Annotated in this window: 21 protein-coding genes; 11 read left to right on the top strand and 10 right to left on the bottom strand. The window is 73.2% G+C overall.

The genetic code is table 11. The annotated features are described in order from the left end of the window. Position 1 precedes the first annotated feature (1 nt). The 3 genes from AMK18_RS18355 to AMK18_RS18345 all read right to left on the bottom strand — a co-directional run bounded on the left by AMK18_RS18355 (position 2) and on the right by AMK18_RS18345 (position 2,894). Positions 2 to 1,144, bottom strand: a complete 1,143-nt coding sequence (locus tag AMK18_RS18355) for a MinD/ParA family ATP-binding protein (protein ID WP_073863589.1) — start codon at positions 1,142 to 1,144, stop codon at positions 2 to 4. A 64-nt stretch (positions 1,145 to 1,208) separates the two neighbouring features. Beyond that, positions 1,209 to 2,549, bottom strand: coding sequence for a type VII secretion integral membrane protein EccD (gene eccD, locus AMK18_RS18350; protein WP_018105968.1), 1,341 nt, complete (start codon positions 2,547 to 2,549; stop codon positions 1,209 to 1,211). 87 nt (positions 2,550 to 2,636) lie between these two features. After that, positions 2,637 to 2,894, bottom strand: a complete 258-nt coding sequence (locus AMK18_RS18345) for a hypothetical protein (protein ID WP_018105969.1) — start codon at positions 2,892 to 2,894, stop codon at positions 2,637 to 2,639. A gap of 204 nt (positions 2,895 to 3,098) precedes the next feature. Between AMK18_RS18345 and speB the strand changes: the two genes are divergently transcribed. The 4 genes from speB (at position 3,099) to AMK18_RS18325 (ending at position 10,614) form a co-directional block, all read left to right on the top strand. After that, the gene (gene speB / locus AMK18_RS18340; protein WP_018105970.1) at positions 3,099 to 4,067 is read left to right on the top strand and encodes an agmatinase; all 969 of its coding nucleotides are present in this window, start codon (positions 3,099 to 3,101) and stop codon (positions 4,065 to 4,067) included. Then, a complete protein-coding gene (locus AMK18_RS18335) occupies positions 4,064 to 5,749 on the top strand; it encodes a thiamine pyrophosphate-binding protein (protein ID WP_073863588.1) in 1,686 nt (561 codons plus the stop codon). Before speB ends, AMK18_RS18335 begins: the two co-directional genes overlap by 4 nt. A 131-nt stretch (positions 5,750 to 5,880) precedes the next feature. Then, on the top strand, positions 5,881 to 6,759 hold the full coding sequence (locus tag AMK18_RS18330) for a serine hydrolase (RefSeq protein WP_018105972.1): 879 nt from the start codon (positions 5,881 to 5,883) through the stop codon (positions 6,757 to 6,759). A 114-nt stretch (positions 6,760 to 6,873) separates the two neighbouring features. Continuing rightward, entirely contained in the window at positions 6,874 to 10,614 is a 3,741-nt protein-coding gene (locus tag AMK18_RS18325) for an ABC transporter ATP-binding protein (RefSeq protein WP_073863587.1), read from the top strand. Positions 10,615 to 10,616: 2 nt separating this feature from the next. On the opposite strand, the gene AMK18_RS18320 is transcribed toward AMK18_RS18325, so the two are convergent. Continuing rightward, entirely contained in the window at positions 10,617 to 11,111 is a 495-nt protein-coding gene (locus AMK18_RS18320) for a hypothetical protein (RefSeq protein ID WP_073863586.1), read from the bottom strand. A 185-nt stretch (positions 11,112 to 11,296) separates the two neighbouring features. Here AMK18_RS18320 and AMK18_RS18315 point away from each other — a divergent pair, with 185 nt between their 5' ends. Together AMK18_RS18315 and AMK18_RS18310 are read left to right on the top strand one after the other, a co-directional pair. After that, the gene (locus tag AMK18_RS18315) at positions 11,297 to 11,713 is read left to right on the top strand and encodes a hypothetical protein (protein WP_073863585.1); all 417 of its coding nucleotides are present in this window, start codon (positions 11,297 to 11,299) and stop codon (positions 11,711 to 11,713) included. Between the two features lie 131 nt (positions 11,714 to 11,844). After that, positions 11,845 to 13,320: a S28 family serine protease gene (locus AMK18_RS18310; RefSeq protein ID WP_073863584.1), complete on the top strand. Its 1,476-nt coding sequence runs from the start codon at positions 11,845 to 11,847 to the stop codon at positions 13,318 to 13,320. 44 nt (positions 13,321 to 13,364) lie between these two features. Here the strand turns inward: AMK18_RS18310 and AMK18_RS18305 are convergent, their stop codons facing one another. Together AMK18_RS18305 and AMK18_RS18300 are read right to left on the bottom strand one after the other, a co-directional pair. Further along, on the bottom strand, positions 13,365 to 15,221 hold the full coding sequence (locus AMK18_RS18305) for a glycoside hydrolase family 3 protein (RefSeq protein ID WP_073863583.1): 1,857 nt from the start codon (positions 15,219 to 15,221) through the stop codon (positions 13,365 to 13,367). A 126-nt stretch (positions 15,222 to 15,347) separates the two neighbouring features. Further along, a complete protein-coding gene (locus AMK18_RS18300; protein ID WP_073863582.1) occupies positions 15,348 to 16,256 on the bottom strand; it encodes a LysR family transcriptional regulator in 909 nt (302 codons plus the stop codon). A 100-nt stretch (positions 16,257 to 16,356) separates the two neighbouring features. Between AMK18_RS18300 and AMK18_RS18295 the strand changes: the two genes are divergently transcribed. Beyond that, positions 16,357 to 17,244: an EamA family transporter gene (locus AMK18_RS18295; RefSeq protein WP_073863581.1), complete on the top strand. Its 888-nt coding sequence runs from the start codon at positions 16,357 to 16,359 to the stop codon at positions 17,242 to 17,244. Between the two features lie 187 nt (positions 17,245 to 17,431). On the opposite strand, the gene AMK18_RS18290 is transcribed toward AMK18_RS18295, so the two are convergent. Continuing rightward, positions 17,432 to 18,214 (bottom strand): sugar phosphate isomerase/epimerase family protein, encoded by a 783-nt coding sequence (locus AMK18_RS18290; protein ID WP_073863580.1) that lies wholly within the window; start codon positions 18,212 to 18,214, stop codon positions 17,432 to 17,434. 83 nt (positions 18,215 to 18,297) lie between these two features. Beyond that, positions 18,298 to 19,362, bottom strand: coding sequence for a LacI family DNA-binding transcriptional regulator (locus AMK18_RS18285; RefSeq protein WP_073863579.1), 1,065 nt, complete (start codon positions 19,360 to 19,362; stop codon positions 18,298 to 18,300). A 117-nt stretch (positions 19,363 to 19,479) separates the two neighbouring features. On the opposite strand from AMK18_RS18285, the gene AMK18_RS18280 reads away from it, so the two are divergent. From AMK18_RS18280 to AMK18_RS18270, 3 genes are all read left to right on the top strand, one after another. Further along, complete coding sequence (locus tag AMK18_RS18280) at positions 19,480 to 20,631, top strand: Gfo/Idh/MocA family protein (protein WP_026171903.1); 1,152 nt, start codon at positions 19,480 to 19,482, stop codon at positions 20,629 to 20,631. 78 nt (positions 20,632 to 20,709) lie between these two features. Next, positions 20,710 to 21,855 (top strand): dihydrodipicolinate synthase family protein, encoded by a 1,146-nt coding sequence (locus tag AMK18_RS18275; protein ID WP_073863578.1) that lies wholly within the window; start codon positions 20,710 to 20,712, stop codon positions 21,853 to 21,855. Then, a complete protein-coding gene (locus AMK18_RS18270; RefSeq protein WP_073863577.1) occupies positions 21,852 to 22,679 on the top strand; it encodes a sugar phosphate isomerase/epimerase family protein in 828 nt (275 codons plus the stop codon). The genes AMK18_RS18275 and AMK18_RS18270 overlap by 4 nt, the downstream gene beginning before the upstream one ends. Positions 22,680 to 22,744: 65 nt before the next feature. Here the strand turns inward: AMK18_RS18270 and AMK18_RS18265 are convergent, their stop codons facing one another. Together AMK18_RS18265 and AMK18_RS18260 are read right to left on the bottom strand one after the other, a co-directional pair. Next, a complete protein-coding gene (locus AMK18_RS18265; protein ID WP_073863576.1) occupies positions 22,745 to 23,542 on the bottom strand; it encodes a hypothetical protein in 798 nt (265 codons plus the stop codon). Positions 23,543 to 23,787: 245 nt separating this feature from the next. Beyond that, positions 23,788 to 24,144 (bottom strand): winged helix-turn-helix transcriptional regulator, encoded by a 357-nt coding sequence (locus AMK18_RS18260; RefSeq protein WP_073863575.1) that lies wholly within the window; start codon positions 24,142 to 24,144, stop codon positions 23,788 to 23,790. 127 nt (positions 24,145 to 24,271) lie between these two features. On the opposite strand from AMK18_RS18260, the gene AMK18_RS18255 reads away from it, so the two are divergent. Next, on the top strand, positions 24,272 to 24,916 hold the full coding sequence (locus AMK18_RS18255; RefSeq protein ID WP_198957030.1) for an NAD(P)-dependent oxidoreductase: 645 nt from the start codon (positions 24,272 to 24,274) through the stop codon (positions 24,914 to 24,916). Positions 24,917 to 24,930 lie beyond the last annotated feature (14 nt).

Below are 24,930 nucleotides of genomic sequence, written 5' to 3'. Positions count from 1 at the left end.
ATCACCGGCGCTTCTGGGACAGCTCGAAGACCTCGGCGGCGAGGCGGGCGGCGGCCAGCCGGGCCGGGCGGGCGAGCAGTTCGGTGCGCAGCGGTCCGCCGGCCGCGAGGTGCCGGTCGTACGGCAGGACGTGGACGCGGGCGCCGGCCGACGCGAGGCGTTCGGCCGCCGCGTCGACGTCGATGCCGGGGCGCGGGGTCGTCACGGAGAGCGCGACGACGGTCCCCTCGATGACGTGCGCGGGGAGCGCCCGCAGCCACTGGAGCACGGAGTACGTGCTGGTCACACCGTCGAGCGTGGCGGGCGCGGCGATCACCCGGGCCTGCGCGGCGGACAGGGCGACCCGGGCGACCTCGGCGGGCAGCGTCTCGCAGTCCACCACGGTCACCCCGAAGTAGCGGCGCAGGGCGACCATCACCCGTTCGTACGTGACGGTGTCGACCATGGCCCCGATCCGGCCCTGGCTGCCGGGCAGCAGCCAGGCGTTGTCCGGGAGCTGGACGAGATAGCCGGTGACGTCGAGCAGCGACATCTGCGGCACCGCGATGTCCGCCAGGTCGGCCGTGGTCCACCGCAGTGCCTCGGCGCCCAGCCGCAGCGGCAGCGAGCCCAGCGCCGGATCGGCCTCCACGAGGAGGACGGGGTCCTGCCGGTAGTGCGCGTACGTGGTGCCGAGCAGCGCCGTCACCGTGGTCTTGCCGGCGCCGCCCCGGATGGACGTGACCGCGATCTGCCGCCCCGTCGTCACCGGCTGCTGGAGCACTTCGGCGGTACGGGTGAGCGCGGCGACCTCCCGGGCGGCGGACCCGGAGACGATACGGCGCACGGCGCGCGCGGCCCGGACGGCGACGGCCTCACCGCGCACCGGCCGCCGCGCCACGGCGGCCATCGCCTTGTCGACGACCGGGAGCGAGTCGGGGGTGGGGGGAGGCGTGGGTGTCCCGGGCCAGGCGCGGGCGGCGGGGGCGTGGGCCTGGGCATGGGCCTGGGCCGCCTCGTGCGCGGCGGGGCCCGGCGCGGTGGGCTCGGGGCGCGCGGGCGGCACCGAGGGGCGCGGGTCCGCCGGGGTCCCGGCCCCGGCCGGGCCCGTGCTCTTCAGGTCGCGCAGGAGGTCGCCCTGCCAGTTGTGGTCCGCGTTCGGCATGTCTGCCCTTCTTCGCCGCTTCGATGCCCCGCCGGGAGCGCCCGCGTGTGTGGTCTCGGAGTCGTCAGAACTTGTTCAGCAGTTGCCCGTAGACGCCGAACACCCCGACGGCGAGCGGGAAGAGCCCCACGACGCCGATGGACTCGATCAGGTCGGCCGTCCGCCGCAGCCGCACCCGTACGTGCTCCGGCGGCTCCGCCACCAGCGCGAGCAGGGGCAGCAGCGCGGCCGCGCACAGGACCGCGACGGGCCCCCCGCCCCCGGAGTGGTCCAGCCACAGCATCACCAGCCGCACCCCGGTGAACGCGGCGGCGGCGAACAGCGCCACCACCTCCGCGACCAGCGGGAACGCCCGGGCCCGGGACAGCAGCACCACCGCGACCAGGCACGGCAGCAGCACCGTCCACACCGTCGGCCGGTCCGCCGTGGTGAGGAGGTAGCCCCCGGCGGCGGCCGACACCGCCGTGACGAGCGTCGCCAGGGCGAGGCCCCGGTGCGTGGCGGCCAGCGCGTTGCCCACGTCGTGGCGGCTGACCGAGGCACCGCCCGAGCGGCGGTCGTCCAGCCCCGTGAGGCCCGACGCCATCAGCGCCAGCCGGGGCAGCAGACCGAGCAGCACCACGGAGAACACGGCCATCACGGCGCCGAGCCGGGCCGGGTCCGCCGTGGCGGCCGCGACGACCTCCCAGACCCCCGTCATCACGGCCGTGGCCAGCGCGCCGATCAGCCCGCCCCGGCCCAGCGGCGAGAGCAGCCCGAGCAGCACCAGCGACAGGGCGACAGCCCCGGCCACGGCCGCCAGCCGCAGCGCGCCGGACCAGTCGTGGGCGTCGGCGGCCGTCCACGCCGTGAGGACGCCGAGCCCGGCCGAGACGAGGAGCAGCGCGGTCGCCAGCGAGCGGTTGCCCCGGCCGAGCCGGGCGACCAGCGCACCGGCCACCAGCAGCAGGACCGTGATGCCCGCCAGCGCCCCGGCCAGCGCGCCCAGCGGGAACTCGCGGCGGGCGAGCAGCGCGGCGATCACCGCGAAGACCACGGTCGCCGCGCCCGCGCCGACGCGGCGGGCGGCCGGACGCCAGCGCCAGGTCTGCAGGTCCAGGCTGTCCGCCACCTGGTCCGTGACGTCGTGGACCACCGGGGCCGGTGGGGCCGCGTGGATGCGGACCAGCCGGAGCACGGCACCGTCGCCGATGCCCGCCGAGGCCAGGGTGGCGTCGTGCGGCAGCGCCGAGCCGTCGGCGGTCAGCAGCTGCCGGGTCAGCGGGCGGGACGCGGCCCGGTCGTCCAGCAGTTGGAGGATGTCCGGAAGGAGCTGCCCGACCGGGGTGTCGGACGGCAGGACGAGATCCGCGCGGCGCCGCTCACCGACCAGGGTCACCCGGCTCATCTCCGCGCGGGAAGCCATTGCCGTACTCACTGACGAGAACCAATCATCGCGACGTCCAGGAATGTCGAGGGCAAACGGTGCAAACGGTGCAATCGGGTCGGCCGGTCAGCGGACGGACTGCTGGTACTGCCGCTGCTGCTTCTCCTGCTCGGCCTTCTGCTTGTCCAGGGTGTGCTGGAGGAAGGACCAGCCGACGCAGCCCGCGCACAGCACCGCGGTGATGGCGATGCCCGCGAAGACCTTGCCCAGGCGCTCGTCGGCCGTCCGCCGCGCACGGCCGGTGCCGAACAGGAGCGCGTCGCGCATCCGCCGGCGGCGTACTCCCACCGACTCCAGCAGCTGACTGTCGTAATCCCGTGCCATGCGACCCCCCTTTGCCATTGCAACATAAGGCATGGGGTGACGGCGGGGACACCTCGGGTGGCCGGATCGGGGGCGCGCGGGGCCGGGGCGTGGCGGTTTCATCCGTTCCGGTGGGTGAGTGGACGAAACGTACACTTCAGTCCGCCCCCGCGGCCGCCTAGCGTCGCCTCGGCACACGCATCCCAGGAAAGGGCACCCCCCGTCATGACCAGCAACGAGACGCCCCGCGGCCCCGTCGACTCCTCGCGCATCCCCCGGTACGCGGGCCCCGCGACGTTCGCCCGGCTGCCCCGCCTGGACGAGGTCGGCACGGCGGACGTGGCCGTCGTCGGGGTGCCGTTCGACTCGGGTGTCTCCTACCGGCCCGGCGCCCGCTTCGGCGGCAACGCGATCCGTGAGGCGTCGCGCCTACTGCGCCCGTACAACCCGGCGCAGGACGCCTCGCCCTTCGCCCTGGCGCAGGTCGCCGACGCGGGGGACATCGCGGCCAACCCGTTCAACATCGAGGAGGCCGTGGAGACCGTCGAGGCGGCGGCCGACGAGCTGCTGTCCACGGGCGCCCGGCTGATGACGCTCGGCGGCGACCACACCATCGCGCTGCCGCTGCTGCGGTCCGTCGCCAAGAAGCACGGCCCGGTCGCGCTGCTCCACTTCGACGCCCACCTCGACACCTGGGACACCTACTTCGGCGCCGCCTACACCCACGGCACCCCGTTCCGCCGGGCCGTCGAGGAGGGCATCCTCGACACCTCGGCGCTCTCCCACGTCGGCACCCGCGGCCCGCTCTACGGCAAGCAGGACCTCACCGACGACGCCAAGATGGGCTTCGGGATCGTCACCTCCGCCGACGTGATGCGGCGCGGCGTGGACGAGATCGCGGACCAGCTGCGCCAGCGGATCGGCGACCGGCCGCTGTACATCTCCATCGACATCGACGTGCTGGACCCGGCGCACGCCCCCGGCACCGGCACCCCCGAGGCGGGCGGCCTCACCTCCCGCGAGCTCCTGGAGATCGTGCGCGGTCTGTCCTCCTGCCACCTGGTCTCCGCCGACCTGGTCGAGGTCGCCCCCGCGTACGATCACGCGGAGATCACCTCCGTCGCCGCCTCGCACACCGCGTACGAGCTGACGACGATCATGACCCGCCAGATCGCGGAGGCCCGCCAGCAGTGAGTCACGACCACCACGACGAGCGGCCCGAGCTCACCCCCGCGCAGATCGAGGCCGCGCTAAACCCCCCGCCCGGACGCACCGGCGGCGACCTCGTCGTCGAGACGCTGCGCGGGCTCGGCGCGACGACGGTCTTCGGGCTGCCCGGACAGCACGCGCTGGCGCTGTTCGACGCGCTGCGCCGCTCGTCGCTCCAGTACGTGGGGCTGCGCGTCGAGAACAACGCGGGCTTCGCGGCCGACGCCTACGGGCGGATCACCGGCGAGGTCGCCCCGCTGTTCCTGTCGACCGGGCCCGGCGCGCTGACCTCGCTCGCCGCGCTCCAGGAGGCGGCCGCCGCCTCCGCGCCGGTGCTCGCGGTCTCCAGCCAGGTCCCGGTGCGCGGTCTGGGCGGCGGGCGCCACGGCCACCTGCACGAGCTGCGCGACCAGCAGGCGTCGTTCCGGGACGTGGTGAAGTCCGTCCACACCGTGCGCGCCGCCTCGCAGATCCCGTCGGCGATCGCCGCCGCCTGGGAGTCCGCGCTGACGGCCCCGCACGGCCCCGTCTGGGTCGAGATCCCGCAGGACGTGCTGGACGCGGAGACCGGGCTGCCCGTCGTCCTCGCCCCGGACGCCACCCCGCGCGAGCTCCACGCCCGCCCGGAGCTCATCGCGGTCGCCGCGCACCTGCTGTCGCACGCGGAGCGCCCGGCGATCGTCGCGGGCGGCGGAGTCGTACGGTCGGACGCGTCCGGGAAGCTGCGGGCGCTGGCCGAGAAGATCAAGGCCCCCGTGGTCACCACGTACGGCGGGAAGGGCGCCTTCCCCTGGCAGCACCCGCTCTCGCTCCAGTCCTGGGTGGAGGACCGGCACGTCACCGACTTCCTGGAGGACGCCGACGTCCTGCTCGTCGTCGGCTCCGGACTCGGCGAACTCTCCTCGAACTACTACACGTTCGCCCCGCGCGGCCGGGTGATCCAGATCGAGGCGGACGCCGGGAAGCTGGAGGCCAACCTCCCGGCGCTCGGCATCCACGCGGACGCCCGCGACGCGCTCGCCGACCTCATCGACGCGGTCGCCCCGCGCGAGGACCCGGCGGCCGCCGACCGGGCCGCCGGGGTGCTCGCCCGCGTCCGGGACCGGATCGCCGGCCAGGGCCGCGACCTGGAACAGGACCTTCTGACCGCGATCCGGACCGCCCTGCCCGACGCCTCGCCCAGCTTCTGGGACATGACGATCCTCGGCTACTGGGCCTGGGCCGCGTTCGACGCCCGCCGCCCGAACACCATGCACTCCGCCCAGGGCGCGGGCGGCCTCGGCTACGCGTTCCCGGCGGCGCTCGGCGCGGCGGTGGCCGACCCCACCCGGCCGGTCCTCGCGGTCTCCGGCGACGGCGGCGCGATGTACTCCGTCGCGGAACTGGCCACCGCCCGGCAGTACGACCTGCCGGTGACCTGGCTCATCGTGGACGACGGCGGCTACGGCATCCTGCGCGAGTACCTCACCGGTGCCTTCGGCGAGACCACCGGCACGGAGCTGGCCCGCCCGGACTTCGCCGCCCTCGCCGCGTCCTTCGGCGTCCCCGCGGTCCGCACGAGCCCCGAAACGCTCGCCACGGACCTGGCGGAGGCATTCGGACGGCGGGGCCCCTCGGTCGTCGTACTCCCGGCCCACCTGACGATGTTCGAGCCGACACACCTGTAGTTCGAGCCGACACACCTGTAACAGGCCCGTGCCGGGCTCCGTGGCGCGTACAACCTTCCCGCCGCCCGCGAGTCATCTCTTGCGGGCGTGCCGGGGGGCCGCCCGCAGGAATCGTTCAGGGGGAACACACCATGACCACGTCCCGTACCACCGGGCGCCGCCGCGCCGCGCTCTGTGCCGCCGTCGCCGCCGGGGTCCTCGCGCCCGTCGCGCTCGCCGCCGCGCCCGCGTCCGCCGCGACCGCCTCGGTGAGCTGCACCTCCGGGCGGGCCGGGCTCGCCGCCCAGCTGACCAAGGACATCACCGCCGCGCTCAAGGGCCGCAAGTCCACCGTCGCGCTCGCGCTCTACGACCGGTCCACCAACACCACCTGCACGCTGCGCGCGACGACCAAGTACGACTCCGCGAGCGTCGTGAAGGCGACCGTGCTGGCCACGCTCCTGTGGGACAACTCCCAGCACAACCGCTACCTCACCCAGCGCGAGATCGACCTCAGCACCAAGATGATCACCAAGTCCGACAACGACGCGACCACCGCCCTGTGGAAGCAGCTCGGCACCACCAAGGTCAACGCCTTCCTCAAGGCGGCCGGGATGACCCACACCGTGCCCGGCTCCGGCGGCTACTGGGGCCTGACCCAGATAACCGCCCAGGACGAGCAGCGGCTGCTGACCCTGCTCACCTCGAAGAACTCCGTGCTCACCGACAGCGCCCGCTCCTACGAGCTGGGGCTGATGAAGAAGGTCGTCTCCTCGCAGCGCTGGGGCACCCCGGCCGGTGCCGTCACCGGGACCACCGTCCAGCTGAAGAACGGCTGGCTGCAGCGCTCCACCCACGGCTGGCGGGTCCACAGCATCGGCGCCTTCACCGGCAACGGCCACGACTACGGGCTGACCGTGCTCACCCAGGACAACAAGACGATGAACGACGGCATCAACACCATCCAGGCCGTCGCCCGGGTCGTCCACAAGGACCTCAACCCGCGCATCATGCACGCCGCCCGCTCCTAGGCGCGATCCAGGCACGGCCTAGGTCTCAGGTCCCGTATTTGTTGCGGAGGGATGAAATCCGCAACAACCCGTGTTGGTGCCTTCCGTCGGAACAGGTCGAACGGGAGGCACCGGGTGGCGGACGCACGGGAGACGGAACGCGGGCAGCGGGGCGGCTGGGCGCGGAGACTGAGCGGCTACGCCTGGCGCTACCGCCGCAACGTCCTGCTGGCGCTCGGCTCCTCGCTCGCCGGCATGGCCGTGATGGCCCTCGTCCCCCTGATCACCAAGGTGATCATCGATGACGTCGTCGTCGGCCACACCCGCTCCCTCGCCGTCTGGACCGGCCTGCTGATCGTGGCGGCCGCCCTCGTCTACGCCTCCACCTACATCCGCCGCTACTACGGCGGCCGGCTCGCCCTGGACGTCCAGCACGACCTGCGGACCGGCATGTACGGGACGATCACCCGGCTCGACGGCAAGCGCCAGGACGAACTGTCCACCGGGCAGGTCGTCGGACGCGCGACCAGCGACCTCCAGCTCATCCAGAGCCTGCTCTTCATGCTCCCGATGACCATCGGCAACGTGCTGCTGTTCCTGATCTCCCTGGTGATCATGGCCTGGCTGTCGCCGCTGCTCACCCTCGTCGCCGTCGCCGTCGCCCCCGCCCTCTGGTACATCGCCCGCCGCTCCCGCGCCCGCCTCTTCCCCGCCACCTGGTACGCCCAGTCGCAGGCGGCCGCCGTCGCCGGAGTCGTGGACGGGGCCGTCTCCGGCGTCCGCGTCGTCAAGGGCTTCGGCCAGGAGGAGCAGGAGACCGGCAAGCTGCGCGAGGTCGGCCGCAAGCTGTTCGCGGGCCGGCTGCGCACCATCCGGCTGAACTCCCGCTACACCCCCGCCCTCCAGTCCGTGCCCGCCCTCGGCCAGGTCGCGATGCTGGCCCTCGGCGGCTGGCTGGCCACCCGGGGCGAGATCACCCTCGGCACCTTCGTCGCGTTCTCCACGTACCTCGCGCAGCTCGTCGGCCCGGTCCGCATGCTCGCCATGGTCCTCACCGTCGGCCAGCAGGCCCGCGCCGGAGTGGAACGCGTCCTGGAGCTCATCGACACCGAGCCCTCCCTCAAGGACGGCGCCAAGGAACTCCCCGCCGACGCCCCCGCCAGCGTCGAGTTCGAGGACGTGCGATTCGGGTACGACGACACCCGCCGCCCGGTCCTCGACGGCTTCTCGCTGACCATCGAACCCGGCGAGACCGTCGCCGTCGTCGGCGCCTCCGGCAGCGGCAAGTCCACCGTCTCGCTGCTGCTGCCGCGCTTCTACGACGTCACGCACGGCGCGGTCCTCGTCGGCGGCCACGACGTGCGGGAGCTCACCCTCGACTCGCTGCGCGCCGCGATCGGGCTCGTCCCCGAGGACAGCTTCCTGTTCTCCGACACCGTCCGCTCCAACATCGCGTACGGCCTGCCCGGCGCCACCGACGAGCAGATCGAACAGGCCGCCCGCTCCGCCCAGGCCCACCGCTTCATCGCCGAGCTGCCGAACGGCTACGACACCAAGGTCGGCGAGCACGGCCTCACCCTCTCCGGCGGCCAGCGCCAGCGCATCGCCCTCGCCCGGGCCATCCTCACCGACCCCCGCCTGCTGCTCCTGGACGACGCCACCTCCGCCGTGGACGCCCGCGTCGAGCACGAGATCCACGAGGCCCTGCGCCAGGTGATGGCAGGCCGTACGACCCTGCTCATCGCCCACCGCCGCTCCACCCTGAACCTCGCGGACCGCATCGCCGTCCTCGACAACGGTCGCCTCGCCGACCTCGGCACCCACGAGGAGCTGGAGCGCCGCTGCGCCCTCTACCGGCGCCTGCTCACCGACCCCGACGAGCTCGGCAGCCCCTCGCCCGGTCACCGCCCGGCCGCGGCCCCCGAGGACCCGGAGGGGGACCGCGCGCTCCAGGAGGAGATCGACGCCGCGTTCGACGCCGAGCGCGGCATCACGCCCGCGCTGTGGGTGCGCCGCGAGCAGGACCGGTCCGCCGACACGGCGGGTACGCCCGCCACGCCCGAACTGCTCGCCCAGGTGGACGCCCTGCCTCCGGCGAACGACACCCCGGACGTGGACGAGGCCCGCGCCGTGCGCCCCGAGGACTCCTACGGGCTGCGCAGGCTGCTGCGCGGCTTCGGGCTGCCGCTGCTCGTCAGCCTCGGCCTGGTCGCCGTGGACGCCGGAGCCGGGCTGCTGCTCCCGGTCCTGATCCGTAACGGCATCGACGACGGGGTCACCCAGCTCGCGCTGGGCGCGGTCTGGACGGCATCCGCCTTCGCCCTGGTCGTCGTCCTCGTGCAGTGGGCGGCCCAGATCGGCGAGACCCGGATGACCGGCCGCACCGGTGAGCGGGTGCTGTACGCGCTGCGGCTGAAGATCTTCGCCCAGCTCCAGCGCCTGGGGCTCGACTATTACGAGCGCGAGCTGACCGGCCGCATCATGACCCGGATGACGACGGACGTGGACGCGCTGTCCACGTTCCTCCAGACCGGCCTGGTCACCGCCTTCGTCTCCGTCGTCACCTTCCTCGGCATCATGGTCGCGCTGCTGGTCCTGGACGTGGAACTGGCCCTCGTGGTCTTCGCGACCCTGCCCGTCCTCGTCGTCGGGACCGTCTTCTTCCGCCGCAAGAGCGTCAAGGCGTACGAGCTGGCCCGTGAACGGATCAGCGTCGTCAACGCCGACCTCCAGGAGTCCGTCGCCGGTCTCCGCATCGTGCAGGCGTTCCGGCGCGAGCGGGACGGGGCCGACGCGTTCGCCGCGCGCAGCGACGAGTACCGCGAGGCCCGGGTGCGCGGGCAGTGGCTGATCTCCGTCTACTTCCCGTTCGTCCAGCTGCTGTCCTCGGTGGCCGCGGCGGCGGTGCTGATCGTCGGCGCCCACCGGGTGGACGACTCCACGCTCACCGCGGGCGCGCTGGTCGCCTACCTGCTCTACATCGACCTGTTCTTCGCGCCCGTCCAGCAGCTCTCCCAGGTCTTCGACGGCTACCAGCAGGCCGCCGTCTCCCTCGGCCGCATCCAGGAACTTCTGCGCGAGCCCGCCTCCACCACCGACCGCGACGACCCGCGCCACGTCCGCGAACTGCGCGGCGAGATCGCCTTCGAGGACGTGTCCTTCGCCTACGGGGACGAGGAGGCGGCCCTCCGGGGCGTCGACCTGCGCATCCCGGCCGGGCAGACCGTCGCGTTCGTCGGGGAGACCGGGGCCGGGAAGTCCACCCTGGTCAAGCTGGTCGCCCGGTACTACGACCCGACCGACGGCAGGATCACGGTGGACGGCGCCGACCTGCGCGCGCTCGGGATCACCGCGTACCGGCGCAGGCTCGGAGTCGTACCGCAGGAGGCGTACCTCTTCCCCGGGACCGTGCGCGACGCCATCGCCTACGGGCGGCCGGACGCCACCGACGCGGAGGTGGAGGCGGCCGCCAGGGCGGTCGGGGCGCACGACATGATCGCCACGCTGGACGGCGGCTACCTCCACGAGGTCGCCGAGCGGGGCCGCAACCTCTCGGCCGGACAGCGCCAGCTGATCGCGCTCGCCCGCGCCGAGCTGGTCGACCCGGACATCCTGCTCCTGGACGAGGCGACCGCCTCGCTCGACCTGGCCAGCGAGGCGCTGGTGAACCAGGCGACCGACCGGCTCGCGGGCCGCCGCACCACGCTTGTCGTCGCCCACCGCCTGACCACGGCCGCCCGCGCGGACCGGGTCGTGGTGATGGACCACGGCCGGGTCGTGGAGGACGGCACCCACGACGAACTCCTGGCCCGCGACGGGCACTACGCGGTGCTGTGGCGCACGTTCATAGGGGAGGACGAGCCCGCGGGCGTCTGAGGCTACGCGTCGTCGCGGATCGCCGAGATCTTCCCGGTCGCGAGGTCGGAGCGCACCGTCAGGTAGGTGTACGTGGGGTCCTCGGGCGATCCCCAGGTGAGCCGGACCGTGGACCAGGTGTGCCCGGCGCCGCTGTGGCCCGGGGTGACCAGGTGGTCGGCGGGGACGTCCTGGGCGAGGAGCACGCCGTCCGCGTGGTTCGACGCCTCCCAGCCCGCGAGGCGTTCGCGCAGCTCGGGGGTGAGGTAGAACCCGCGCAGCGCGGTGGCGAGGTCCCCGCCGTCCTCGGCGGCCACCGCGTCGATGTACGCGCTGTAGAAGTCGTCCACCAGCCGGGACTCCTGGGTCGCGGTCTCGTCGGTGACCGTCGCCCCGGCGGCCGCCTCGCGCGGGGCGGCCGTGGCGGCGGCGGCGGGCACGGCGACGGCGGCGGCGAGGAGCGCGGAGGCGAGCAGCGTACGACCGGCGGTGCGCCGGGCTGAGCGGGTTCGGGTCATGACGGTTCCTGCCTTTCGTGGTGGTCTGTCCTGTCGGGCTCCATGGTGGGGCGCCCCGGCTCCCGCAGGTGCCGGGCCCGCCGGATGCAACCTCCGGATGGCCTCCCGCGTCGTACGCAGGTACAGGCATATGCGCCCAGGTGTCGGGTAGAGGCGCGGATGTTCGATGAAGCGATGGGGCTGCTGTGACCAGAGGGACCGAAGGACACGCCCGGGGCGCGCGGCGAGGGCTCCGCCGCCATGCCGTGGTCCTCGCCCTGGCCACCGCCCTCGCACTGGTGACCGGCGGGGCGGTCGCGGGGAGCGCGGACGCCGCCTCGGTCTGCGCGGGCCGCCCCAAGAAGACGGTGAAGTTCGCGACGGGCGAGCTCCGCGTCTACAAGTCCCGCGCCTACGCCTGTGTCACCGCGGTCGCCGCCAAGCCCGGCAAGCGCCGCACCATGTCCGTGACCATCCAGCCGCGCGGCGGCCTCCCCGTCACGGACAGCGGCCGCTTCACGCAGCTGGCGGGCCCGTTGACCGTCCACGCGCTGAACCGGTGCGTGCGGGTCTCCGGCACCGTCGACGGCAAGGGCGCCCGCACCGGCTGGATCCTGTGCTGACCGGGTGACAGCTCCCGGACCCGGGCAAGGGGGTCTGGTGGTGCGGGTGTTGCCCCGCTAGGTTCACCGCGTCAGCTGTGGACCAAGAGGCGTCTCGCGGGAATCCGGAGACGGCTCAGGGGAGGACACGCATGCGTAAGGCGCTCAGAGGAATCCTGTCGCTCGCGGTGCTCATCGGCACGGTGAGTGCGACGGGTGCCTCGGCCGGGGCGGCCACCGCCGCCGTACCGGCACCGCTCGGCACCGCCGTGAGCGACAGCGGAACGAGCACGGACATCAAGGACCGCATCCTGGCCATCCCGGGCATGAGTCTCATCGAGGAGAAGCCCTACGCGGGCTACCGCTACTTCGTCCTCAACTACACCCAGCCCGTCGACCACCGCCACCCGTCCAAGGGAACGTTCCAGCAGAGGATCACCCTGCTGCACAAGGACACCTCGCGTCCCACGGTCTTCTTCACCGGCGGCTACAACGTCTCCACCAACCCCAGCCGCTCCGAGCCCACCCGGATCGTCGACGGCAACCAGGTCTCGCTGGAGTACCGCTACTTCACCCCGTCGCGCCCGTCGCCCGCCGACTGGTCGAAGCTGGACATCTGGCAGGCGGCCAGCGACCAGCACCGCGTCTTCACCGCGCTCAAGCGGATCTACTCCAAGAACTGGCTGACCACCGGCGGCTCCAAGGGCGGCATGACCGCCACGTACTACGAGCGCTTCTACCCGAAGGACATGGACGGCGTCGTCGCCTACGTCGCCCCCAACGACGTGGTGAACAACGAGGACTCGGCGTACGACCGGTTCTTCGCGAAGGTCGGCACCAAGGAGTGCCGCGACAAGCTGAGCGGCGTCCAGCGCGAGGCCCTGATCCGCCGCGCGCCGCTGGAGGAGAAGTACGCGCAGTACGCGGCCGACAACGGCTACACCTTCGACACGGTCGGCTCGCTGGACAAGGCGTACGAGGCCGTCGTCATGGACTACGTGTGGGCGTTCTGGCAGTACAGCCTGCTCGCCGACTGCGACAGCCTCCCGGCCGACGCGAAGAAGGCGACCGACCAGGAGATCTGGGACTCGGTCGACGCGATCTCCGGCTTCTCCGCCTACGCCGATCAGGGCCTGGCCAACTACACCCCGTACTACTACCAGGCGGGCACCCAGCTCGGTTCGCCCGACATCAAGCAGCCCTGGCTCGGCAAGCTCAGCCGCTACGGCTACCAGCCGCCGCGCAATTTCGTGCCGCGCTCCATCCCGATGAGGTTCCAGCCCGGGGTGATGCGGGACGTCGACAGCTGGGTGAAGCACCACGCCACACACATGCTGTACGTCTACGGCGAGAACGACCCGTGGGGCGCGGAGCGGTTCCGGCTCGGGGCGGGCGCCCGTGACAGCTACGTCTTCACCCAGCCCGGCGGGAACCACGGCTCCAACGTCGCGGGCCTCGTGCCCTCGGAGAACGCCACGGCCACGGCCGCGATCCTGCGCTGGGCGGGCGTCGCCCCGGCCGCCGTCCAGCAGGACGAGTCCAAGGCGAAGCCGCTCGCGAAGTTCGACGCACGGCTCGACAACAAGGACCTGACGACCGACCACCGCCTCGGCGTCCGGCGCCCGTGAGGTGATCCTGCCCCGGTGGCCGCGGCCACCGGGGCAGGAGGTGCTCAGTACTTCAGCCCGTACCCCACCGGATACAGCACCTTCGACGGGTCGTCCGCCCGCTGCACCGGAACCGGGAGGCGGCCCTCCGGGCGGGCCCGGCCCGCGATCACCCGGGCCGCCGCGCGCAGTTCGACGTCGGTCCAGGAGTACGCGGCCAGGTGCGCCTTGTGCCCCGTCCCCGCCAGCTGCGCGATGTCGTACGGATTGCGGATGGCGAGCGTGATCACCGGGACGCCCGTCGCGGCCAGCGCGCTGACGAGGGTGCGCTGCGAACTGGTCGCCGTGACGTTGTACGTCCCCACGACCACCGCGTCCTTGCCCCGCGCGGCTGCCACCGCCGCGTCGATGGACGCCTGGGTGGGCGCGGTCCCGGTGGACAACGCGGTCGCCGCGTACCCCAGCTCGTTGAACGCCTCGGCCAGCGTCGTCGTCGGCGGCCCCGTGGTGCCCGAGGGCGAGGCCGGGTCGGCGCCCACCACCAGCAGGTTCCGGTGCGAACGGCGCGACAGCGGCAGCAGCCGGCCCTCATTGGCCAGCAGGGTCGTCGTGTGCTCGGCGATCCGGTCGGCGGCGGCCAGATGCGCCCGGGTGCCGACCGTACGGTCCACCCCGCGCCCGGAGACGAACGGCTGCTCGAAGAGCCCCAGCTTCGTCTTCAGGCGCAGGATGCGCAGGATCGATTCGTCCAGCCGGGCCTCGCTGACCTCACCGCTCTTGACGGCCGCCAGCAGCGCGTTCCACGAGACCTCCAGGCTCGGCGGGTTCAGCAGCTGGTCCACGCCGGCCTGGAGCGCGAGCACCGGCACCCGGTCGTCCCCGTACTTCGTGCGCACGCCCTCCATGCCCAGCGAGTCGGTGACCACCACCCCGTCGTAGCCCAGCTCCTCGCGCAGGATGCCGGTGAGGATCGGCTTCGACAGGGTCGCCGGGTCCTCGGCCGGGTCGAGCGCGGGCACCACGATGTGCGCGGTCATGATCGAGTCGATGCCCGCCGCGATGGCCGCCCGGAACGGGGGCGCGTCCAGCTCCGCCCACTGCTCCCGGGTGTGGCCGATGACCGGCAGGCCCGTGTGGCTGTCGGTGCTGGTGTCGCCGTGGCCCGGGAAGTGCTTGGCCGTGGAGGCGATCCCGGCGCTCTGATACCCCTTCACCTGCGCGGCGACCATGTCCGCCACGGACTGCGGGTCCGAGCCGAAGGAGCGGACGCCGATGACCGGGTTGGCCGGGTTCACGTTGACGTCGGCGTCCGGCGCGTAGTTCTGGTTGATGCCGATCGCCGCCAGCTCGGCGCCCGCGATCTGCCCGGCCCTGCGGGCGTCGGAGCGCGAACCGCCCGCGCCAAGCGCCATCGCGCCCGGCATCAGCGTGGCGGGCTCGCCGACGCGGCAGACGATGCCGTGCTCCTGGTCGGTGGAGATCAGCAGCGGCACGCGGGACGGGCCCGCGAGGCCCGCGCGCTGGATGCCGTTGGAGAGCTCGGCGATCTGGTGCGGGTCGCGGGTGTTGTGCGCCCAGGCGAAGTAGATGATCCCGCCGACGTGGTACTTGGCGATCATCTCGGCGGCCGTACGCACCCCGATCTCGGCGAGGTTGGCGTCGATGTCGGCCTGGTCGGGGTCGGTGGCGGAGTGCCCGTAGACCCGCATGACGAAGAGCTGGCCGACCTTCTCCTCCAGGCTCATCCGGGAGATGAGCCGCTTCAGCCGCCGGGTCGTGGCGGCGGAGGTGTGGCTGCTGTGCGCGGAGCCGGAGCCCTGGGAGGCGGCGGCGCCCGGGGCGGTCGCCATGCCCGCCGCGGCGGCGACCGCGGTGGCCGCGGTGGCGGTGAGGAGGGTGCGTCTGGAGGTGCGGTGGTGCACGTGAGCTCCTTCGGCCGTTCTCGGTGACGAGGGGGTGAAAGAAACTTCCAAGGAGCACGGATATCCAGAAAATAACTTCCGGTCAAGGGTGCGGGCCGTTTTGAGCGCGTCTCAGGTGCCCCACGCCTACCGCAGACCCACCCGCGCCCCGTGCGCCTGGAGTGCCGCGACCGCCGCCGTGATCGCGGGCCGCCGGGCCGCCCCCGTACGCCACAGCGCGTACAGCCGCCGCACCGGCACCGGGTCCATCCGCACCGCCACCACGCCCTCCGGCAGCGGCCCGCGCCCCAGCCGGGGGATCATCGCGACCCCGAGACCGGCGGCGAGCAGGGCGAGCTGGGTGTGGTTCTCCTCCGCCTGGTGCCGGATGTCCGGCGCGTACCCCGCCGCGCGCAACGTCCGTACGAGCCAGTCGTGGCAGACCGTCCCCGGCGGCTGGCAGATCCACCGCTCCCGCGCCAGTTCCTCGCGCCGCACCCCGTCCCGCCCCGCCAGCCGGTGCCCCGCGGGGACCAGCAGGTCGCAGAGGTCGTCCCCGATCACCGCCTGCTCCACGCCCTCCGGAGCGGGCAGCGGGGCGATGTCCCAGTCGTGCGCGACGGCCAGATCGATCACGCCCTTCGCGACCAGGTCCACCGACAGATGCGGGTCCACCTCGGTCATCCGGACGTCCAGCTCCGGGTGCTCGCGGTCCAGATCCGCCAGCGCCCCGGGCAGCAGCCCGCGCGCCGCCGAGGGGAACGCCCCCACCGACAGCCGCCCGGTCGGCAGCCCCCGGCGCTCCTCCAGCGAGGTCTCCGCGCGCTCCACGATCGCCAGCAACTGCTGGGCGGCAGCCGCCAGATGGACGGCCTCCTCGGTCAGCGCGACGCCCCGCCCGCGCCGTTCGAGCAGAGTCGTGCGGGTCTCCCGCTCCAGCTTGGTGATCTGCTGCGAGACGGCCGACGGGGTGTAGCCGAGGGCCGCCGCGGCGCCCGCGACGGACCCGTGGACGGAGACCGCGTGCAGGGCGCGCAGCCGGGCGAGATCGAGCATCCGAGGCCTCCGGGGCGGCGTCATTCGTTAGCGATGCTCAATTCCACCATGAAGAAACGCGCGCTGGTGCTACATGGTCGGGGCGGGTGATCCTCGGTCCATGCGTCCCCTTCACATCGCCCTGGCCGCCCTGGTGGCAGCCGTCTGGGGTGTCAATTTCGTCGTCATCGAGCTGGGCCTCGACCACTTCCCGCCGCTCCTCTTCTCGGCCCTCCGCTTCCTGGTCGCCGCCCTGCCGGCCGTCTTCTTCGTCGGGCGTCCGAAGGTCGCCTGGAAGTGGATCGTCGGGGTCGGACTGGCCCTCGGGGTCGCCAAGTTCGGGCTGCTCTTCATCGGCATGGACCGGGGCATGGGTGCCGGGCTCTCCTCGCTCGTCCTCCAGGTCCAGGCCGTCTTCACCGCACTCTTCGCGGCCGTCGCGCTGGGCGAACGCCCGGGCCGCACCAAGCTCCTGGGCATGGCGGTGGCGCTCGCCGGGATCGGCGTCGCGGCGGTGGACGAGGGCGCGAGCGGGCCCGTGCTCGCCTTCGTCCTGGTGATCGCGGCGGCCGCCTGCTGGGGCGTGTCCAACGTGCTGACCCGCAAGGCCGCCCCGCCCGACCCGCTCAACTTCATGGTGTGGGTCTCGACCGTGCCCGTCCTGCCGCTGCTCGGGCTCTCGCTGCTCTTCGAGGGCTGGGACCGTGACCGCGCGGCGCTGGCCGGGCTCGACTGGAGCGGCGCCGGGGCCCTCGTCTTCGTCGCCTGGGTCGCCACGGTCTTCGGCTTCGGCGCGTGGGGCTTCCTGCTCAGCCGCTACCAGGCGTCCTCCGTCGCCCCCTTCACCCTGCTGGTGCCCGTCTTCGGGATGTCCTCGGCCGCGCTGCTGCTGGACGAGTCGGTGAGCCCGCTGCGGTGGTGCGCGGCGGCGCTCCTGGTCGGCGGGGTGGCGCTCACCTCGCTGTCCGGGACGCGCCGCGCACCCGCCCGGGAACCGGTCCCGGCCTGAGACCGCTTACTGCTTGGGCGCGCCTGGGGCCTGTCTGACCATTCCCGTCTGCCGGGCGACGCCATGCACGCACTCTCGCCGCACCGGCCCCAGACCCCAGTACATCCAGTACAGGGGTCTGGGGCCGGCACGCCGAGAGCACGCACCTGACGCCGCCCGGCCGCCCTGCGGGCGACGACGGGAATGGTCAGACAGGCCCCAGCCGCAACAGGTGCTCCCGCCCCGCGCCCAGCAGCCCCGGCAGCTCCGCCGCCTCCGGGTACCAGCGCTTCTCGTACTCCCAGCAGACCCAGCCGTCCGGGTCCAGCGTGTCCAGGCACGCTCGCAGCGGCAGCACCCCCGCACCCAGCGCCAGCGGCGTGGTGTCGTCCGCCGAGGCGATGTCCTTCACCTGTACGTAGCCGAGGTGCGGGGCCAGCACCGCGTGGCTGGTCACCGGCTCCTCGCCCGCCAGCCAGGTGTGCATGACGTCCCACAGCGCACCGATGTTCTTGTGCCCCACGGTCCCGGCCACCCGGGCCACATCGGCCCCCGCCCGGTGCGAGTCATGGGTCTCCAGGAGCAGGCATACGCCCAGGTCGGCGGCGTACGGAGCGGCCGCCCCGAGCCTGCGCGCGGCGGCCGCGTCGGCCTCCTCCGGGTCCTGCTCGCCGCCCCCGGGGAACACCCGGACGTACGACGCGCCCAGGTCCCGGGCCAGCTCGGTCAGCGCGGCCAGCTCGTCCAGGACCGGCTGGTCGTACCCCTCGGCGGCGACCTTCGCGTACCCCGCCACACCCAGGATCTCGACCCCGCCGCGCTCGAACTCCGCCCGCACGGCGGCCCGTTCGGCCTGCCCGAGGCCCAGGTGCACCGGCTCCTCGGGGTGGGCGCGCAGCTCGACCCCCTGGTAGCCGTTGTCGGCGGCCAGCCGGACGACGTCGGCGATGGGCAGCCCCGGCACCCCGAGGGTGGAGAAAGCGAGCTTCACTTGCGTGTTCCTTCCGTCGTTCCGTGGTGCCGCCGCACCTTACGAGAGGCGGGCGCCCTGACACGTACCCCGCCCCCCGGCGCTCACCCCCGGGGCGCCGCCGTCGAGCCGCGGACCATCAGCTCGGCCGGGATCAGCGCGATGCCGCCCGGCGGCGGGTCCTCCTTGCCCATGGCCAGCCTGCCCGCCCGCGCCCCCGCCTCGACCAGCGGCAGCCGCACCGTCGTGAGGGCCGGGACCACGTCCACCGAGAACGGCAGGTCGTCGAAGCCGGCCACCGAGATGTCCTCCGGGATGCGCAGCCCCCGGTCCCGGATCGCCGCCGCCGCGCCGAGCGCCACCGTGTCGTTCGCCGCGACCACCGCCGTGATCTCCGGTTCGCGGCGCAGGAGTTCGACCGTCGCGTCGTAGCCGGAGCCCCGGTCGTACGAGCCGTGCACGGTCAGCCGGTCCTCGTCCCCGGCCGCCCCCGCCGCGCGCATCGCCTCGCGGTGACCGGCCAGCCGGTGGCGGGTGGTGGTCCGTTCCAGCGGGCCCGCGACATAGCCGATGCGGCGGTGGCCCAGGGACAGCAGATGCGCGGTGAGGCGCCGGGCCCCGCCCTGGTTGTCGAAGGCCAGCGCGGCCACCACGGACGCCCCGTCCGGCAGCGGGGGCCGCCCGCAGAGCACGACCCGGGTGCCCGCCTCCACGAGCTTCGCCAGCTTCGCGGCCATCGCCACCTGGTGCTCCGGATCCTCCACCGCGCCCCCGGTGAGGACGACGGCGGCGGCGCGCTGGCGCTGGAGCAGGGTGAGGTAGGTCAGCTCGCGGGCGGGGGAGCCGCCGGTGTTGCAGACGACCGCCAGTTTCTCGCCGCCCGCCCGGCCGGACCCGTCGCCGGGCCCGCCGATCTCGGTCTGCGCGGCGCCCGCCATGATCCCGAAGAACGGGTCGGCGATGTCGTTGACGAGGACGCCGACCAGGTCGGAGGTGGCCGCCGCCAGGGCGCTGGCCTGCCCGTTCAGCACATAGTCCAGATCGTCCACCGCGCGCAGCACCCGTTCCCGGGTGGACGCCGCCACCGGGTAATTGCCGTTCAGCACACGGGAGACGGTGGCCGGGGACACCCGGGCGCGGGCCGCCACGTCCGCCAGGGTGACTGTCATCGCGTTCCTCCGTGGCCTGTGACCGATTGACGGGCCCCTCTTGTCCGGGCCGCTGTCGGCAGGCTAGCGTCATCCCGCATAGAAAGCGCTTGCTACGGCTGTACGGAGGGAACTTTCGTGACACGCAGGACAGTGCGCATCGCCATGAACGGCGTGACGGGACGCATGGGATACCGGCAGCACCTGGTGCGCTCGATCCTCGCGATCCGCGAGCAGGGCGGCCTCGACCTCGGCGACGGCGACGTGCTGTGGCCGGAACCGGTCCTCGTCGGCCGCCGCGCCCACGCCCTGGAGGAGCTGGCCGCCCGCCACGGCCTGACCGAGTGGTCGACCGACCTGGACGCGGTCCTCGGCGACGACACCATCGACATCTACTTCGACGCCCAGGTCACCCAGGCCCGGGTGGAGGCGATCAAGAAGGCCGTCGCCGCCGGCAAGCACATCTACACCGAGAAGCCCACCGCCACGGACGTCGAAGGCGCCCTCGACCTGGCCCGGCTGGCCCAGGAGGCCGGCATCAAGCACGGCGTCGTCCAGGACAAGATCTTCCTGCCGGGCCTGCTGAAGCTGAAGCGCCTCATCGACGGCGGCTTCTTCGGCGAGATCCTGTCGGTGCGCGGCGAGTTCGGCTACTGGGTCTTCGAGGGCGACTGGCAGGAGGCGCAGCGCCCCTCCTGGAACTACCGCGCGGAGGACGGCGGCGGCATCGTCGTGGACATGTTCCCGCACTGGGAGTACGTGCTCCACGAGCTGTTCGGCCGGGTCACCACGGTCCAGGCGCACGTCCAGACCCACATCCCGGAGCGCCGGGACGAGCGCGGCGAGCCGTACGCGGCGACCGCCGACGACGCCGCCTACGGGATCTTCCAGCTGGAGGGCGGCGCGGTCGCGCAGATCAACTCCTCCTGGGCGGTCCGGGTCAACCGCGACGAGCTGGTCGAGTTCCAGGTGGACGGGACCCACGGCTCCGCCGTCGCGGGCCTGCGCAACTGCCGCGTCCAGCACCGCTCGGCCACCCCGAAGCCGGTCTGGAATCCGGACCTGCCGGTCACCGAGTCCTTCCGCGACCAGTGGCAGGAGGTCCCGGACAACGCGGTCTTCGACAACGGCTTCAAGGCCCAGTGGGAGCTGTTCCTCCGCCACGTCGTGCTGGACGAGCCGTACGCCTGGGACCTGATGGCGGGCGCCCGCGGCGTGCAGCTCGCGGAGCTGGGCCTGAAGTCCCACGCGGAGGGCCGCCGCCTGGACGTCCCGGAGCTGTCCCTGTGACCGGCCGTCCGCCTCTCGGCCCCTTGGAGCCGACGCCGTGACCCGCCGCCTCCCTCCCGTACCCCCGGAGTCGTCACCGTGACCATCCATCTCCCGCAGGGCCCGTACGAACCCCGGGCCACCCCGCTCGACCTCACCCCGACGGGCACCCCGCTCGGCTCCCGTACGGTCTTCTCCGCGGCGCACGTCGTCGCCGACCCGTACGCCGACGTCACGCCGGACTCCCCGGCCGCCGTCGACTGGGACGCCACGCTCGCCTTCCGCCGCCACCTCTGGGCGCACGGCCTGGGCGTGGCCGAGGCCATGGACACCGCGCAGCGCGGCATGGGCCTGGACTGGGCGGGCGCCGAGGAGCTGATCCGCCGCTCGGCCGCCGAGGCCAAGGCGGTCGGAGGCCGCATCGCCTGCGGCGTCGGCACGGACCAGCTGCCGCCCGGCCCGGCGACGCTCGCCGAGGTGCGCGCGGCGTACGAGGAACAGCTCGCCGTGGTCGAGGAGAGCGGGGCCCAGGCGATCCTGATGGCCTCCCGCGCGCTCGCCGCCGCCGCACAGGGCCCCCAGGACTACCTGGACACGTACGCCCATCTGCTGCGCCAGGCCACCGAACCGGTCGTCCTGCACTGGCTGGGCCCGATGTTCGACCCGGCGCTCGAAGGCTACTGGGGCTCCACCGACCTGGACCTCGCCACCGACACCTTCCTCCAGGTCATCGCGGAGCACCCGGACAAGGTCGACGGCATCAAGATGTCGCTGCTCGACGCGGACCGCGAGATCGACGTGCGCCGCCGCCTGCCGAGCGGGGTCCGCTGCTACACCGGGGACGACTTCAACTACCCGGAGCTGATCGCGGGCGACGACCGGGGCTTCAGCCACGCGCTGCTCGGCATCTTCGACCCGCTGGGCCCGCTGGCCGCGCACGCGGTACGGGTCCTGGACACCGGTGACACGAAGGGCTTCCGCGAACTGCTCGACCCGACCGTCGAGTTGTCCCGGCACCTCTTCCAGGCACCCACCCGCTTCTACAAGACGGGCGTCGTCTTCCTCGCCTGGCTGGCGGGCCACCAGGACCACTTCACGATGGTGGGCGGCCTCCAGTCGGCCCGCTCGCTCCCGCACCTGGCGAAGGCGTACGAACTCGCCGACGGGCTCGGCCTGTTCCCGGACCCGGAGCTCGCGGAGTCGAGGATGCGGGCGTTCCTCACGGTCAACGGAGGCACCCGATGAGCGACGGCCGTCTCTCGATCAACCAGGAGACCATCAAGCAGTGGTCGCTGCCGGAGCTGGCCGAGGGCTGCGCGAAGGCGGGCATCGACAAGGTCGGCCTCTGGCGGGCCCCGGTGCAGTCGTACGGGGTCGAGGCGACGGCCCGCCTCGTCGCCGACCACGGGTTGACCGTCACCAGCCTGTGCCGGGGCGGCTTCCTCACCGCCCTGGACCCGGCGGAGCGCGCCCGCGCCCTGGACGACAACCGCGCCGCGCTCGACGAGGCGGCGGGCGTGGGCACGGACACCCTGGTCCTCGTCTCGGGCGGCCTCCCGGAAGGCAGCAAGGACCTGTACGGGGCCCGCGAACGCATCGCGGACGCCCTGGCCGAGCTGGCGCCCTACGCCGCCGAACGCGGGGTGCGCCTGGCCATCGAGCCCCTGCACCCCATGTTCGCCTCGGACCGGTGCGTGGTCTCGACGCTCTCCCAGGCCCTGGACCTCGCCGAGCGCTTCCCGGCCGAGCAGGTGGGCGTGGTCGTGGACACGTACCACCTGTGGTGGGACGACCAGGCGCCCGCCCAGATCGCGCGGGCCGGTGCGGCGGGCCGCATCCACTCCTTCCAGCTCGCGGACTGGATCACCCCGCTACCGGCCGGCGTCCTGCTCGGCCGGGGCCAGCTCGGCGACGGCAGCGTGGACTTCCGCTTCTTCCGTGAGGCGGTGGAGGCGACGGGCTTCGACGGCCCGGTCGAGGTGGAGATCTTCAACGAGGCGCTGTGGGCGCGCGACGGCGCGGAGGTCCTGGCGGAGGTGGCGTCCCGGTACGCCGAGCACGCCTGTTGATTCCGCTTCGCCCCGGGGCCCGCCTGTGCGGTGCGGGTCCCGGGGCGGACGGGGTCGCTGACGGACTACTGGGGCGGCGCCTCGATGGTGACGGGCTGCCCGAGGTCGTAGAAGTGCTGGACGTAGGTGTTCGACTTGCCCGCCGTGTTCGACGTGTTCTGGACGCCCACCGGGGTGCCGTCGTCGTCCAGCCACACGATGTACTCGACCACCTCGGAGCCCTGGTAGTCGAAGTGCTGGGCGTTGGTCACGCGCCACGCCTCGACGTTCTTGCCGTTCTCCAGGGAGATCAGCGCCTTCTCGGTGTCCACCTTCCAGGTCGCGAACGAGCCCACGAGGTCCGGGATGCCCTGCGGATCGGAGACCGTCCGGTACTTCCTCCCCAGCTCGGAGTCGACCTCCTCCTTGGAGTCGCTCTTCTCCCACACCCCGTCGGACTTGATCCACTCCTCGCCGCCGACCGAGACGTACGAGTTCGCGGCGTGCTTCCCGTCCGCCCCGTCGACGTCCCCCGCCAGCGCGGGATCGTCCCCGACGCGGAACCGCGTGGTGCCCGACCGGTCCCCGACGAGCAGGTTCTCCGTCCCGGTCCCGTACGCGGCGAACGCGGCGGACAGGCAGCCGGCCAGGTCCTTCCCGGCGAGCGTCGCCTCCGACTTGAGCCCGAGGCTCGCGCACTCGGCGGGTTCGGTGTACGGCGTTGCGGACGCGGACGGACTCGCCGCCGGGGAGGACGCGACGGGGGACGAGGCCGCCGGTTCCGCCGCGTCGGAGTCGGAATCCCCGGACGAGCAGCCCGCAAGGAGGGCCGCTCCGGCGGCGGTGATCGCGATGGCCGATATGAGGTGCTTCGATCTACCCATGTCCCGGATGCTATCGGGGTGTTGGGGCTTGCGGGCCGGTCCCTACGACCCGACGACGGACCCGCAGGCGATGGTCCCGTCGACGGTGATCGGCTGCCCGCTCTTTCCACCGCTGTAGTGCAGCTTCGCGGACCCCTCGGCCGATCCCGGCGGCCCCGGGTCCCGGACACACGACACCTTTCGACCACCTGGGCGGAAGTGTCACCGTACAAGCGGCCAACGAGCGGACGACGGGGGCCGCGCGCTCAGCGGACGGCTGAGCCGGCCACCCGCTCGTACGCCTCGCGGGCGCCCTCCACCTCCGGCAGATGCGCGGCGGCCCAGGCGCAGCAGGCGGCCATGGGGGCGAGCAGGGATCGGCCGAGCGGGGAGAGCGCGTAGTCGACGCGGGGCGGGATGCCGTCGCCGACGGTACGGGTGATCAGGCCGTCCCGTTCCATGTGGCGAAGGGTCTCGGTGAGGACTTTCGGGGTGATGCCGCGCAGGGGGACCGCCAGCTCGGAGAAGCGCCGGGGGCCTTCCTCCAGGCACCGGACGATCTTCGCGGTCCACTTGCCGCCCAGCCGGAACGGCGATTCGGTGTGGTCGCAGCCGGTGAACATACCGGCGTCAAGGGGTTGGCTCACGGCGTCGAGCGTACGTAACTATCGTTGCGGAAACCATGGGGTGCCGTTCTAGCGTCGCGGTAACGGCTCGCGGAGGACGCGGGCCCTGACGGGGGGACAACCCATGGGCAGGATCGTTGTGTTCGGTGCCGGTGGACGCGCGGGTCGGCGGGCGGTGGCCGAGGCAGTGGAGCGGGGCCACCGGGTCACCGCGGTGGTGCGGGACCCCGCCGCGTATCCGGGGCTCGGCGGGCCCGGCGTGGACGTGGTCGCCGGGGACGTGACCGACGCGGAGAGCGTGGCGGCGGTGGCGGAGGGCCACGACGCGGCGATCGGGGCGGCGGCGCGGATGGACATGCCGTCGGCGGAGTTCTTCGCGGGCGCGGCGCACGCGCTGCTGGCCGGGCTGGAGCGGGCGGGCGTGGCCCGGCTGGTGCTGGTCGGGATCGGTACGACGCTGGAGGCGGCGCCGGGCGTCATGCTCCACGACACCCCCGGCTTCCCGGCGGAGGCCAGGACCTTCTCGCTGGGCCACGCGGCGGAACTGGACGTACTGCGCACCGCCGAGACCCCGGTCGACTGGCTGGTGCTCGCTCCGCCGCCGGTGCTCCTGGACGACGAGGCCGACCGCACGGGCCGTTACCGGACGGGCGGCGACGCGCTGCTGCCGGACGCCGACTCGTTCTCGTACGCGGACCTGGCGGTCGCCCTGATCGACGAGATCGAGACCCCGAAGCACAGCCGCTCACTGACCGCAGTGGCCTCCTGACCGCAACGATGACG

The sequence above is a fragment of the Streptomyces sp. CB01249 genome (genome assembly GCF_001905735.1).
In the GTDB taxonomy this organism is placed as follows: Bacteria; Actinomycetota; Actinomycetes; order Streptomycetales; family Streptomycetaceae; genus Streptomyces.
This window is presented reverse-complemented; position numbering and strand designations above follow the sequence as displayed.